Origin of the sequence: Streptacidiphilus sp. MAP12-33 (assembly GCF_041261265.1) — a bacterium.
Classification (GTDB): domain Bacteria; phylum Actinomycetota; class Actinomycetes; order Streptomycetales; family Streptomycetaceae; genus Streptacidiphilus.
The window spans coordinates 98390-111623 of the sequence record NZ_JBGCCA010000022.1 but is presented as its reverse complement, the minus strand read 5'-3'; the positions used below and the strand labels follow the sequence as shown (position 1 = coordinate 111623).

The 13234-nt window shown below is 73.2% G+C and carries 11 protein-coding genes; 9 read left to right on the top strand and 2 right to left on the bottom strand.

What is annotated here, in order from left to right:
• Window positions 1-5 precede the first annotated feature (5 nt).
• On the bottom strand, window positions 6-611 hold the full coding sequence (locus ABH931_RS22225) for a DUF4126 domain-containing protein (protein ID WP_370115916.1): 606 nt from the start codon (window positions 609-611) through the stop codon (window positions 6-8).
• Between the two features lie 458 nt (window positions 612-1069).
• Window positions 1070-2593, bottom strand: a complete 1524-nt coding sequence (locus ABH931_RS22220; protein WP_370115912.1) for a PLP-dependent aminotransferase family protein — start codon at window positions 2591-2593, stop codon at window positions 1070-1072.
• A 172-nt stretch (window positions 2594-2765) separates the two neighbouring features.
• On the opposite strand from ABH931_RS22220, the gene ABH931_RS22215 reads away from it, so the two are divergent.
• The 9 genes from ABH931_RS22215 (at window position 2766) to ABH931_RS22175 (ending at window position 13227) form a co-directional block, all read left to right on the top strand.
• Entirely contained in the window at window positions 2766-3380 is a 615-nt protein-coding gene (locus ABH931_RS22215; RefSeq protein ID WP_370116047.1) for a YitT family protein, read from the top strand.
• Window positions 3292-3978 carry a trans-aconitate 2-methyltransferase gene (locus tag ABH931_RS22210; RefSeq protein WP_370116045.1) on the top strand — a complete coding sequence of 229 codons (687 nt, stop codon included), beginning with the start codon at window positions 3292-3294 and terminating at the stop codon, window positions 3976-3978. The genes ABH931_RS22215 and ABH931_RS22210 overlap by 89 nt, the downstream gene beginning before the upstream one ends.
• 158 nt (window positions 3979-4136) lie before the next feature.
• On the top strand, window positions 4137-4442 hold the full coding sequence (locus ABH931_RS22205) for a DUF6504 family protein (RefSeq protein ID WP_370115909.1): 306 nt from the start codon (window positions 4137-4139) through the stop codon (window positions 4440-4442).
• A 126-nt stretch (window positions 4443-4568) separates the two neighbouring features.
• Window positions 4569-5060 carry an SAV_6107 family HEPN domain-containing protein gene (locus ABH931_RS22200; protein ID WP_370116043.1) on the top strand — a complete coding sequence of 164 codons (492 nt, stop codon included), beginning with the start codon at window positions 4569-4571 and terminating at the stop codon, window positions 5058-5060.
• 66 nt (window positions 5061-5126) lie between these two features.
• The gene (locus tag ABH931_RS22195; protein ID WP_370115906.1) at window positions 5127-8552 is read left to right on the top strand and encodes a DNA polymerase III subunit alpha; all 3426 of its coding nucleotides are present in this window, start codon (window positions 5127-5129) and stop codon (window positions 8550-8552) included.
• A 70-nt stretch (window positions 8553-8622) separates the two neighbouring features.
• Entirely contained in the window at window positions 8623-9360 is a 738-nt protein-coding gene (locus ABH931_RS22190) for a methyltransferase domain-containing protein (protein ID WP_370115902.1), read from the top strand.
• Window positions 9361-9588: 228 nt separating this feature from the next.
• Window positions 9589-10851, top strand: coding sequence for a DNA polymerase IV (gene dinB, locus ABH931_RS22185; protein WP_370115900.1), 1263 nt, complete (start codon window positions 9589-9591; stop codon window positions 10849-10851).
• Window positions 10852-10988: 137 nt separating this feature from the next.
• Window positions 10989-11399, top strand: coding sequence for a DUF3040 domain-containing protein (locus ABH931_RS22180; RefSeq protein ID WP_370115896.1), 411 nt, complete (start codon window positions 10989-10991; stop codon window positions 11397-11399).
• Window positions 11400-11577: 178 nt separating this feature from the next.
• Window positions 11578-13227 carry an RICIN domain-containing protein gene (locus tag ABH931_RS22175; RefSeq protein WP_370115893.1) on the top strand — a complete coding sequence of 550 codons (1650 nt, stop codon included), beginning with the start codon at window positions 11578-11580 and terminating at the stop codon, window positions 13225-13227.
• The last annotated feature ends 7 nt before the right edge of the window (window positions 13228-13234 follow it).

Sequence of the window (13234 nt, the reverse complement as noted above, 5' to 3'; positions counted from 1 at the left end):
CGCGCTCAGGCCTGGGCGGTCCGCAGGGCGCGGGCGGCGCGGCGCTCCTTGCGGCGCTGCCAGAAGCGCCGGATGCGGGAGAGGGTGAACAGCACCAGCGCGACGCCGCCCACCAGCAGGCAGCCCGCGATGATCGCGGCGGGCACCGGGTGGAACAGCGCCAGTGCCACCAGACCCGCGACGCCGAGGTCCTCAGCGAGGCTGAGGGCGATGTTGCTGAACGGTTCGGGGGAGGTGTTCACGCCCATCCGCACGCCTGCCTTGATCAGGTGGCTGACCAGCGCGGTGCCGCCGCCGATCGCGGCGGCGCCCAGCGTGGTCAGCGAGTCGTGGGCGTGGCCCGCGAGCAGTGCGGCGACCACGGCGCCGGCGATCGGGCGGATCACGGTGTGGACGAGGTCCCACAGCGAGTCGACGTAGGGGATCTTGTCGGCGATCGCCTCGATCAGGAAGAGCACCCCGGCGATGATCAGCACGTCGGTCCGCTCCAGGGCCGGCGGCACGGAGGTCACGCCGTCGTAGCGGCCGAGCAGGCCCATCAGCAGGACCACGGCGTAGGCGTTGATGCCGCTGGCCCAGCCGCTGGTGAAGACGAGCGGAAGCAGGCTCACGTTGGTTTCCCCCGGGTGTGTTGCGTCGACGTGCGGATCGGAAGGGGCACCAGCGTACGCGGGAGCGCGCAGTGGGCCGCGGGGCATTGTCCCAAGATCCCTAGGTACTCGTACTCAGTTGATCGTCCGAACGGGTTGAGTACCCCGGCGGATGGTTCCCGACCTGCGACGACGGCAAAGTAGTGGGCACCGGGAGGGGCTGGGGCGGCAAGGCGCCGGCCCACCCGGGGCCCGGCACTGCACCGCCGACACGGGGCGGCGGAGCAGGTGCCGGACCGGTGGGGGAGCACGTACGGGGTGGGAGTACGGGGCCCGGGGGAGCACGGGGGAAGCAGGGGGGAGGAGCGGCGTCCGCCGCGGGTGAGTGGGGGCTCGCCTGCGGTGGACGCCGCTTCGCTGTTCCGGCCGGAGTGGCCGGGCCGGTTGGGGCCGGAACGGCCGGCGCAGTGACCGGGGCGTCAGAGCAGGGTGACCTCGGCGGGCGGGGTCGTGGCCGGTTCCGCGCCGGAGAGCGACGCGGCGGCCGCCGCGAGCCGGCGGACCGCCTCGCGGGAGACCTCCGGCGGGAGCGAGAACGGCAGCCGGACGAAGCGCTCCAGCACGCCGTCCACGCCGAACCGCGGGCCGGAGCCGACCCAGACGCCGTGTCGCTCCGCCGTCGTCGCCAGCGCGCTGCCGGACAGGCCCGGCGCGGTGCGGACCCAGAGCGAGAGGCCGCCCTGCGGGAGCCGGAAGGTCCAGCCGGGCAGGAGCTCACGGACCGCCTCCGCCAGCGCGTCGCGCTGGGCGCGGACCCGGTCGCGCTGGTGGGTGAGGATCTGCGGCAGGGTCTGCGGGGCGAGCAGGTGCCGGACGGCCAGCTGCTCGACCACCGGCGAGGAGACGTCGAGGCTGGCCCGGTCCCCGGCGAGGCGCCGGATCAGCTCCGGGGTGGCCCGGATCCAGCCGATCCGCAGGCCGCCCCAGAAGGTCTTTCCGGCCGAGCCCAGCGTCACCACCGTGCCGCCGTGGTCGAACGCGGCGAGCGGGCGCGGCATGCGCGCGGCCAGCTCCTGGTCCAGACAGAGGTCCACCATGGTCTCGTCGCTGACCAGCAGGGTGCCGGTGGCGCGGGCCGCGTCGACCAGGGAGCGGCGCTCGGCCTCGGGCATCAGCAGGCCGGTGGGGTTGTGGAAGTCGGGGATCAGGTACGCCATGCGCGGCGCGGCGTCGCGCAGGGTGCGGGCCCAGGCCTCCAGGTCCCAGCCGTCGTGGAGCAGCGGTACCGGTACCGCGCGTCCGCCCGCGTAGCGCAGCGCCTGGAGCACGTTGGCGAAGCTGGGCGACTCGACGGCGACGCGCTCGCCGGGGGCGAGGACGTGACGCAGCAGCAGCGAGAAGGCTCCCGCCGCGCCCGTGGTGATCATGATCTGCTCGGGGCCGGTCGGCAGCCCACGCGCGGTGTAGCGGTCGGCCACGGCCTGCCGGGTGGCGGTGAGCCCGGCGGGGAAGTCGCCGTGGGTGGCGGTCCAGGCGGGCAGTTCGGCGACGGCGGCGGCCATCGCCCGGCTCAGCCACGGCTCGGGCGCCGACATGGCCGCGATGCCGAGGTCGATCACGTCGCCCCTACCCGGCAGACCGCCGCCCGGCACGCCGCCGCCCGGGCCGCCGCTCGCGGCGTGCGGGGAGATGCCGATCACGGGCATCGCCCGCCCGGCCGGCAGGCTCGTCCAACTGCCCGCGCCACGGCGGCTGGTGAGGAAGCCCTCGTCCCGCAGCAGTTCGTAGGCGGCGGCCACGGTGGTCCGGCTCACCCCGAGGGCGGTGGACAGTTCGCGCTCGGCGGGCAGCCGCGTCTCGACCGGCACCCGGCCGTCCAGCACCAGGGTGCGCAGGCCGCCCGCGAGCGCACGGTAGGCGGGGCCTGCGTCGGGGCGCTGCCAGTCGCCGAGGGCGCGGTCGAGTTGGGCGGCGCGGACGGCCGCACGGGCGGAGGGTGGCATCGTCGGTCAGTCCACTTCTCGCGGATTGGCTATGGAAGAGCAGTCCAATTCCCTTCAGAGTGATGCCAACAACCGCGGAAAGGCAAGCGGTGCTGAGGAGGGAGGGGCCACTGTGGTCCTCGCACGGCGTCTCGTCCAGCTCTATCTGGGGCTCTGGCTCTACGGCTTCAGCATGGCCATGATGCTGCGCGCCTCGCTCGGGCTGGCGCCCTGGGACGTGCTCAACCAGGGCGTCGACCACCACGTCCCGCTCTCCTACGGCACCGTCTCGATGATCATCGGTGCCGCGGTGCTGCTGCTCTGGATCCCGCTGCGGCAGAGGCCAGAACTCGGCACGATCAGCAACGTCTTCGTCATCGGCCTCTCGGTCGACGCGGGCCTGTCGATGCTGCCCACGCTGCACGGCCTGCCCGTGCGGGCGGCGATGCTGGCCGGCGGCATCGTCGCCAACGGTCTCGCGGGCGGCCTGTACATCGGCGCCCGCTTCGGCCCCGGCCCGCGTGACGGCCTGATGACCGGCTTCGCCCGCCGCACCGGCGGCTCGCTGCGGCTGATCCGCACGCTGATCGAGCTCACCGTGCTCGTGGTCGGCTGGCTGATGGGCGGCCAGCTCGGCATCGGGACCGTCGCCTACGCGCTGGCGATCGGCCCCCTGGTGCAGTTCTTCCTGCCGATGTTGACTGTTCCTCATGCGGACGATTCGAGTGGGGCACGGCGGGACGGGGCCGGGCGCGATCACTCCGGACGGGTGCGCGGTGGAGCTGTACACGAGACTGCTCGTGGGTGACGAGCCGGACCAGGTCGCCGGACAGGCGCCGCGTCCGGGCGCGAGCATCCTCGAACTGGGCTGCGGCACCGGCCGGGTGACCCACCCGCTGGTCGAGCGGGGTTTCGCGGTGACCGCCGTGGACGAGTCGGCGGAGATGCTGGCGCACGTGCGCGGCGCGACGACGGTGCTCTCCTCCATCGAGGAGCTGGACCTCGGGACCCGCTTCGACGTGGTGCTGCTCGGCTCCTTCCTGGTCAACACCGGCGACCTGGCGGTCCGCGCCGGCCTGCTGGCCACCTGCCTGCGGCACGTCGCCGAGGGCGGGGTGGTCCTGATCCAGCGCGAGGGGGAGGGCTTCTACGGCGAGATCCCGCGTGAGGCCGTCATGCGCGACGGCGTCGGCCGGATGCGGATCACCTCCTCCGAGGAGATCGAGCCGGGTCTGCGCGCGAACCAGGTCGACTACCTGTTTCCCGACGCGCGGTGGACGCAGTACTTCCGCACCCGCCACCTCCCCGACGCCGCGTTCGAACAGGCCCTCGCCGAGGCCGGTCTGGCCCTGGACGCCTACCTCACCCCGGACCACGTCTGGGCGCGGGCGCTGCCCGCCGCGTAGCCGCGCGAAACCTCCCCAGCCGGGCGGACGACCACGTCAGTGGCCGTCCGCCCGGCTTTGTCAGTGGTGCGGTGGAGCATGGCGAACGAGGGCCCGGTCGGGTTACCCTGGAGTCGTTCGAACGAAAGTTCGAACGTGGTCGCAAGGAGGAGGACGCGATGAGCAGGAGGCGTGCGGACCTGATCGAGGTGCGTGGCGGCACGGGCTTGCCCACCCACTTCCTCTGGCACGACAAGGTGTACGCGGTGCGCGAGGTACTCGGGCACTGGAAGGAGAGCGGCGCCTGGTGGGAGGAGGTCCGCTCGGCCCACGGGACGCGGATCGCCGGTCAGGCGCTGGACCGGACGGAGCGGGAGGTGTGGCGGGTCGAGGCCAGCCCCGGCCGCTGCTTCGCCCCCGGCGTCTACGACCTCACCTTCGACCGCGGCACCGACCGCTGGACCCTCACGAGCACGGCTGACTGACACGGCTACGGACTGACCGGGAGGGCGTACGTCATGAGGGAGAACGCCGAGAACACCGCGAACGCCGAGAACGCCAAGGCGCAGGTGCTGCAACTGCCGCTGCCGAGCGCCGTGGGCGGGTCGGGCATGCCCTACCGCCCGGCGTCGGACATCCATCCGGTGCTGCGGCGCGCCGGTGCCCCGCCCGCCGCGGTGGACCTGCTGGCGCAGGCGCAGCGCGGGCTCGCGGAGGCGCGGGAGCTGGAGGGCCCGCTGGAGCGGTACGCCGCCGCGCATCTCGCGGCGCTGCGCGCCTCCGCCGCCGTGCTCGCGCTGCGCGGACGCCCGGAGGAGAGCCCCCGCAAGCGCAAGCGGATCCGCAGTGCCTGGGAGGTGCTGCCGGAGGTCGCCCCGGAGCTCGCGGAGTGGGCGGTCTACTACGCGGCCGGGGCCCCCAAGCGGGCCGCGGCCGAGGCCGGGATCGCGTCGGCCGCCAGCGCCCGCGACGCGGACGACCTGATCCGCAACACCGCGCTGTTCCTGCGGATCGTGCAGCGGCTGATCGCCCGCGGCGCGGCCACCGGGGCCGCGGTGCCACGGGCGCGCAGCGGGGAGGAGGGGATGCCCCGCACGGGGTGAGCAGGACGGGTACGACACAGCCGGCGGGATCGGGAGGGCCCACAACGCCTTGAGGAGTCAGACGAGATGAGCCCCACGGACTCCTTCGTGCAGCTGCACACCGCCTCCGGCTACTCGCTGCGCTACGGCACCGCGACGCCCGCGGCGCTGGCCGAACACGCCGCCTCGCTCGGCATGCGGGCGCTCGCCCTGACCGACCGGGACGGCCTCTACGGCGCGGTCCGCTTCGTGCAGGCCTGCGTCAAGGCGGGCATCGCGCCCGTCCTCGGCGCCGATCTCGCCTGCGAGCGCGGGGCGGAGGGCCTGGACCGCGCCGCCGCCGACGCCGCACGGCCGCCGCGCGCGGTCGTGCTGGCCCGGGGCGGCCGGGCCGGCTATGCCGCGCTGTGCCGCCTGGTCAGCGGGGCCCACGGGGACGAGGTGGAACGCCGGGCCCGTCCGGTACTGGCCGCGCAGCAGGTCGCGGCCGCCGCCGACCGGCTCTACGTGCTGCTCGGGCCGGACTCCGCCGTCGGCCGCGCTGCCGCGGCCGGGCGGATGGCCGAGGCGCAGGCGGAGCTGCTGCGCTGGCGCACCCTGTGCGGGGAGGCCGTGGTGATCGAGGTGGTGCACCACCTCGCTCCGCCCGGCCACCCCGCCTCGCGCGGGGTCGCCCAGCGGCTGCTGCGGCTGGCGCGCGAGACGGGCGTCCCGGCCGTGCTGACCAACGCCGTGCGCTACCTCGCGCCCGAGGACGCGCCGGTCGCCGACGTGCTGGACGCCTCCCGCCGCCTGGTCCCGCTGGAGCTGCGCTCCCGCGACCGGGTCAACGCCGAGGGGTACCTGAAATCCGGCCCGGAGATGGCCGCACTCGCCCACGACCTGTGCGACACCGCCGCCGAGGCACGCGAGCTGCTCGCGTCGACCCGCCGGATCGCTGAGCGCTGCCTGCTCGACGAGCTCGGCCACGACATCGGCCTCGGCTCCATGCACATGCCCGAGCCCAGCGTGCTCGGCACCACCCGCGAGGGCGCCGTCCGCGAGCTGCGCGCCCGCTGCGAGGCGGGCGTCACCCGCCGTTACGGGGGGCCCAGCGCCGAGCTCACCGACCGGCTGGAGCAGGAGCTCGCGCTGATCAACACGCTCGGCTACGAGCCGTACTTCCTCACCGTCGCCGAGGTCGTCGACCTCACCCGCGCCGCCGGCATCCGCTGCGCGGCCCGCGGCTCCGGCGCCGGCAGCCTGGTCAACCACCTGCTCGGCATCTCCGGCGTCGAACCGCTCGAACACGGCCTGCTGATGGAGCGTTTCCTCTCCGCCAAGCGCCTCTCGCTGCCCGACATCGACGTCGACGTCGAGTCCGCCCGCCGCACCGAGGTCTACGACCTGATCCTGGACCGCTTCGGCTCCGACCGGACCCTGTGCGTGGCGATGCTGGAGACCTACCGGGTCCGCCACGCCGTCCGCGACGCGGGCGCCGCGCTCGGCCTGCCGCCGGCCGAGATCGACGCCGTGGCCAAGGCCTTCCCGCACATCCGCGCCCGCGACGCGCGGGCGGCGATGCGCGACCTGCCCGAACTGCGCCACTCCCGGCTGGAGGAGGGCGTCTTCACGGCCCTGTTCGACATCGTCGAGAAGCTCGACGGCCTGCCCCGCCACATCGCCCTGCACCCCAGCGGCGTGCTGCTCTCCGACCGCCGGCTGCGCGACCGCACCCCGGTCGAAACGAGCGCGCAGGGCTACCCGATGAGCCAGTACGACAAGGACGACGTCGAGGCCGTCGGCCTGCTCAAGCTCGACGTGCTGGGCGTGCGGATGCAGTCCGCGATGGCCCACGCCCTCGTCGAGACGGAGCGGGTGCGCGGCGAGCGGATCGACCTGGACGCGGTGCCGCTGGACGACGAGGAGACCTTCGAGCTGATCCGTTCCACCCGCACGCTGGGCTGCTTCCAGATCGAGTCGCCCGGCCAGCGCGAGCTGATCGGCAAGTTCGCGCCGCAGACCTTCGGCGACCTGATCATCGACATCTCGCTGTTCCGGCCCGGCCCGGTCAAGAGCGACATGGTCACCCCCTTTCTCAACGCCCGCCACGGCTGGGCCGACCCGGTCTTCGTCCACGAGGACCTGCGGAAGATCCTCGCCGAGACCGAGGGCGTCGTCGTCTTCCACGAACAGGTGATCCGGATCATCGCGGCGATGACCGGCTGCGGCTTCGACCAGGCCGACCAGGCGCGGCGCGTGCTGGGCACCATCAAGGGCCAGCAGGCGATCGGCGACTGGTTCTGCCTCGCAGCGGACAAGCGCGGCTATCCGCGGCCCGTGGTCGAGCGGGTCTGGGAGATCCTCAAGGCCTTCGCCTCCTTCGGCTTCTGCAAGGCCCACGCGGGCGCCTTCGCGCTGCCCACCTACCAGTCCGCCTGGCTGAAGACCCACCACCCGGCCGCCTTCTACGCCGGGCTGCTCACCCACGACCCCGGCATGTACCCCAAGCGGCTGATCCTCGACGACGCCCGTCAGTTCGGCGTCCCCGTGCTGCCGCCCAGCGTCAACGACTCCGTCGCCGACTACACCCTGGAGCGCACGCCGGACGGGCGTGACGCGCTGCGGATCGGGCTCGCGGACGTCAAGGGCATCAGCGACGCCGAGATCGCCCGGATCGTGCGCGAGCGCGAGGGCGCACCCTACGCGAGCCTGCCCGACTTCCGGCGCCGCGCCGAGCCGGACCAGCCGACGCTGGAGAACCTGGTCCTGGCCGGCGCGCTGGACGCGCTGCACCCGGGCCTCACCCGGCGGGACCTGCTGCTGCACGCGGCGACCGACCCGAAGCCCAGGGGGCCGAGGAGGCCGCTGCCGTCCCAGCTGGAACTGGCCGACGCGGCACGGGAGGAGGCCGGTCCCACCTCGCTGCCGGCTCCTTCCGCGACGGACCTGATCCGGGGGGAGATCGAGGCGCTGGGTCTGGACCACAGCGCCCACCTGCTCAGCCCTTACCTGCCGTTCCTCGCCGGGCTGGGGGTCGTCCGTTCCAACGAGCTGCTGCGGCAGCGCAACCGCAGCGAGATCCTGATCGCCGGGGTCAAGGTCGCCACGCAGACCCCGCCGGTGCGCACCGGCGTCCGCGTCGTCTTCGCGACCCTGGACGACGCGACCGGCCCGCTGGACTTCGCCATGTTCGAGGACGCGCAGGCGCACTACGCCGCCACCGTCTTCCACTCCTGGCTGCTGCTGGTGCGCGGCGTCGTCCGCCGCACCGGCCCGCGCGGCGTCTCGCTGACCGCGACGGCGGCGTGGGAGCTGACGGCGCTGCACGGGCTGTGGCGCGCGGAGGGGATCGACGCGGTGCGGGCCGTGCTGGCCGTCGTGCCGGAGGCGGAGGAGGCGCCGGCCCGTCGCGTCATGGTGCATCCCAGCGGGTTCCGGATGTCCCCGTACGCCGACCTCAAGCCGCCCGGCGTCCCGGCGGCGGACGCCCCGCGCAAGCTGTGGCACACCAGCCCGGGGAGCCCCGGATGAGGCCCGGGTACGGGTGTGAAGCAATAGGGTGGGCCTGTCGGCCAGGCCATACGACCCGAGGAGCTGCTCCGTGCACCCGACCCGTCCCCGTAGCGCGTTGCGGACCGCAGTCGTGTGGGAGGTCCTGCGCGCGGCGCTGGACCGGCAGGCCGAGGCCCTCGGGCGCCCCGTCCTCGACGTGCTCGACACGGGTGGCGGCACGGGCAACTTCGCCGTCCCCGTCGCGAGCCTCGGCCACCGGGTCACCGTCGTCGACCCCAGCCCCGACGCGCTGTTCGCCTTGGAGCGGCGGGCGGCGGAGGCCGGTGTCACCGGCCAGGTCCGCGCCATACAGGGTGACACCGACACCCTCGCCCAGCAGGTGCCTGCCGGCAGCATGGACGCGGTGCTGTGCCACGGCGTCCTGGAGTTCGTCGACGACCCGGCGCAGTCGCTGCGCGAGCTCACTGCGGTGCTGCGGCCCGGCGGCCTGGTCAGCCTGCTTGCTGCCAACCGCAACGGCGCGGTCCTCGCGCGCGCCCTCTCGGGCCACTTCGCGGAGGCCCGCGCGGCGCTCTCCGGCATCCAGAAGGCCGACGCGCCGCGCCGTTTCACCGGCGTCGAACTGCAGGACCTCGCCGACGGCGCGGGCCTTTCGGTCCTGTCCGTGCACGGCGTCCGCATCTTCGCGGACCTGGTCCCCGGTGTCCTCGTCGACACCGAGCCGGGCGCGTTCGAATCCCTCCTCGCCCTGGAGCAGGCCGCGTCCGCGGACCCGTCCTTCCACGCGGTGGCCACCCAGCTCCACGTCCTCGCCGAGCTCGCATGAGGCACACGAGGTAGTCGCACCCTCCAGGGGCGCGGGGCTCTGCCGGCATGCGGCTCCGCCGCAGGGCGCGGGCAACCACTGTGTGCGGATGGCCCTGCTCGTTCGGCGCGCTACCTGGGTGGGTGGCTTGTCGCGCGGTTCCTCGCGCCCCTGGGCGGTGCGACCGGCTCCTCGCGCAGAAGTCCCCGCGCCCCCGGGTCGTGCAAGCACGCGCGGGAGCGATCGCTCGTGATCGTGCACGCGGATCTGGATGCGTTCTACGCCGCCGTCGAGCAGCGCCGCAGGCCGGAGCTGAAAGGCAGGCCCGTTGCCGTCGGTGGGGCCGGGCCGCGGGGCGTGGTGATGTCGGCGTCGTACGAGGCGCGGCAGCAGGGCGTGGGTGGGGGCATGCCCACCGTCAGGGCCAGGCGGCTCTGTCCGGAACTCGTGATGGTGCCGCCGGACATGGACGAGTACGCCGTCGTCTCGGCCAACGTCATGGCCGTGCTGCACGCCTTCGCCCGGCGCGTCGAGCCGGTGTCGATGGACGAGGCGTACCTCGACTGCTCCGGTGTCGGCCTGCGCCCCCGTGCCCTCGCGGAGCTGCTGCGCAAGCGCGTCCGCGACGAGCAGGACCTCGCGCTGTCCGTCGGCGTCGGGCCGAACAAGCTCGTGGCCAAGCTCGCCTCCGTCGCGGCCAAGCCGGATGGCCTCCTGGTCGTCCCTCCCGCCGAGGTGGACGCGTTCCTGCGCCCGCTCCCGGTGGACCGCCTCCCCGGTGTCGGCCCGAAGACCGGGGAGGCGTTGACGCGCTTCGGGCTGCTCACCGTCGGCGACCTCGCCGGCACACCCCGCGACACCCTGCGCCGGATCGTCGGCGCGGCCGCGGGCGACCTGCTGACGCACTACGCGCGCGGCGAGGACGCGCGGCCGGTGGTGCCGCAGCGCGCGGAGCGCAGCCTCGGTGGGGAGCGGACGTTCCCGGCGGACGTCTCGGGTGACCACGAGGTGATCCGGACGACGCTGCTGGGCCTGGCCCAGCAGAACGCGGCCCGGCTGCGGGCCGGAGGGCTGGCCGCGCGGACCGTCACGGTCAAGGTGCGCTTCGCGGACCTGCGGACCGTCACCCGTTCGCGCACCCTGCCGGAGCCGGTGGACCTGGCCCACGACATCTTCGCGGCGGCGGTCCCGCTCTTCGGGGGGCTGGTGCCGGCGAGGGCGCGGATCCGGCTGGTGGGTCTGCGGGTCGAGGGGCTGGACGGGGGTGCCCGGCCGACCCAGCTGGCGCTGGGGGAGCGGGAGGTCGGGTGGTCGGAACTGGAGCGGACCATGGACCGGGTGCACGCGAAGTTCGGTGCCGCGGCGGTCCGCCCGGCCAGCTTGATCACCAAATCGCCGCAGGCGGGAAACTTCTCCGGGGCCGAGGTCGTTGACCGGTCGGAACGTCGGGATCACGGCCGCTCGGAGAGAGCTACCGCACATGCTCCTCGGCAGTCCAAAAACCCTGGGTAAACCGTATGATTCGGGTAAAGCCAGCAAGCATGACGGCCGGGCGCCCGGGGCATACCAGCAACATCAAATCAGCAGTGCGGCGGGGTGGGCGCCCCGAGGGCGGCTACGCCCCCAGGCGGCCAGAGGAGGAGGACGAGGTGCCGCTCTCGGACCACGAGCAGCGTCTGCTTGAGCAGATGGAGCGAGCGCTGTACGCCGAGGACCCGAAGTTCGCTTCGGCTCTCGAGGGCACGGGTCTGCGCACACGCACCCGCCGGGCCGTCTACGGGTCCGCGGCGGGTTTCGTGGTGGGCGTCGGTCTGCTGATGGGAGGCCTCTTCCTGCATCAGCAGTGGGTGAGCGTCGGCGGCTTCGTACTGATGCTGGCGGGCGCGGTCTTCGGTGTCACGGCCTGGCGGCGGATCCCGCGGCTGGCCCTGGTCGACCCGCGGACGGGCGCGCCGGTGGCGCGCAAGCGCAAGCGCGGTCGTGGCGGCAGCCTGGTGGACCGCATGGAGCAGCGCTGGCAGCACCGCCAGGAGCAGCAGGGCCGCGGCGGCGGTTACTAGCCGGTCAGGCCGGCCAACAGAAACGTATCCCCGAGCAGCGGGCCCCGGACGGAATCCGGGCCCGCTGCTTTGTTGTGCTCGCTGCAGAAAACATGAGCACGACTCTTGTTTACTTACTGGTCAGTACCTACCCTGAGGGGCGATCCGGGCACTCCCCGTCCACCCTCAGGAGCATTGTGTGACCAGATCAGCAAAAGCCAGGGCCACCTTCGCGGCCCTCGCCGTCTCCGCGCTCGTCGGCGCGCTCGGAACGGCGGCGGTCCAGCCGGCCGCCGCCGCGACGGCGAGCTCGCCCGACAGCCGGCCGGCGGCGATCGTCTCGCTCGGTGACAGCGCCATCTCCGGCGAAGGAGCGGGCACCGACACGAACGACGCCTACATGGCGGGCACCGACGGGCCCAAGAACTTCTGTCACCGCCACAACGAGTCGGTCATCTTCGACACCGGAGTCAGCGGGGTCACCCCCGTCGACCTCGCCTGTTCCGGTGCGCAGACCGGGGACCTGACCTCCGACCCGACCCTCGCCAAGATCACCGGTGGAGGCAGCGGCGACTACGGCGAGCCCAAGCAGGACGTCCAGCTGGCGCAGACCGCCGCCAACTACGACGTCAAGATGGTCGTGGTGACCATCGGCGCCAACGACGACTTCGACTTCACCGGGATCGTGGTCAGCTGCCTGACCGCCTACTTCCCGATCCCGCAGTCGAAGGGCTGCCGTGACACCATCGGCAGCGCGACCGTCTCGGCCCGCGCCAAGGCGGTGCTGCCCAAGGTCGAGGCGGCGCTCACCGACATCCGGCAGACCATGCGCAACGCCGGCTACGCCGACAGCGACTACCAGCTGGTGCTGAACTCGTACTTCACCCCGATCACCCCGGACATCCGCAGCAACCTCTACGCGGACAAGGTCGCCCAGGGCTGTCCCGGCTTCCCCGAGGACGCCGCCTGGGCGCACAACTGGGTGGTGCCGACCCTGGACGACACCGAGCGGGCGGCCGCCGAGGCCGTGCCGGGAGTGCGCTTCCTGGACCAGCGCCGGGTCTCCTACGGCCACGAGGTCTGCGCCGAGTGGACCAGCTCGCCGTACGAGTACATCAACGGCGACGTGATCGACCTCAGTGAGAACACCCGCAACGGCTGCGACCAGTCGATCGGCGTGCTCGGACTGTGCACGGACGAGGTGCGGCAGTCGTACCACCCGCGCGTGGCCGGCTACAAGGCGGAGGGCAACTGCCTCGGGGAGTTCTACGACAACCCGAACCAGCAGGAGGCCTACTGCACCCTGGACCAGCAGGACGGCACCACGATCATGCCGCTGACACCCGGGGTCGCCTCCTTCGGTGACGTGCCCGAGGACGGCGCCTGGTACCAGATCGCCAACAAGGCGAGCGGCCAGATGCTCGACTTCTCCGGCGGCGGCAGCTACGGCGACAGCACCAACGGCCGCCCGGCGATCACCTATCCCGTCACCGGAGGGCTGAACCAGTCCTTCGTCTTCGAGATCAAGTCCGGCGGCAGCTACGAGCTGGACTTCAGCGGCAACCGCAACATGTGCCTGGACGCCAACGGCGCCTCCACCGCCGCGGGCACACACCTGCAGCAGTGGGGCTGCAACGGCGGCGCCAACCAGCACTGGGTGCTGGAGGCGGCCGGCGGCGGCTACTACAAGATCGCCGATTCGGCGAACACCAACATGGTGATCACCCTCGGCACGAGTGCCGCCACCGACTCGTCCGGCAACCCGATCACCACCCTGCAGCCCGACACCGGCGCCGACGGCCAGCTGTGGCAGATCACCAAGCTCGGCATCGTCTACCTGCACGGATAAGCACGGC

Excerpts from the sequence above, each read along its gene's own strand:
- ABH931_RS22205 (WP_370115909.1), top strand. The coding sequence starts at position 4,137 with ATGAGCAGGAGGCGTGCGGACCTGATCGAGGTGCGTGGCGGCACGGGC.
- ABH931_RS22195 (WP_370115906.1), top strand. The coding sequence starts at position 5,127 with ATGAGCCCCACGGACTCCTTCGTGCAGCTGCACACCGCCTCCGGCTAC.
- ABH931_RS22215 (WP_370116047.1), top strand. The coding sequence starts at position 2,766 with ATGGCCATGATGCTGCGCGCCTCGCTCGGGCTGGCGCCCTGGGACGTG.
- ABH931_RS22200 (WP_370116043.1), top strand. The coding sequence starts at position 4,569 with ATGCCCTACCGCCCGGCGTCGGACATCCATCCGGTGCTGCGGCGCGCC.
- ABH931_RS22220 (WP_370115912.1), bottom strand. The coding sequence starts at position 2,593 with ATGCCACCCTCCGCCCGTGCGGCCGTCCGCGCCGCCCAACTCGACCGC.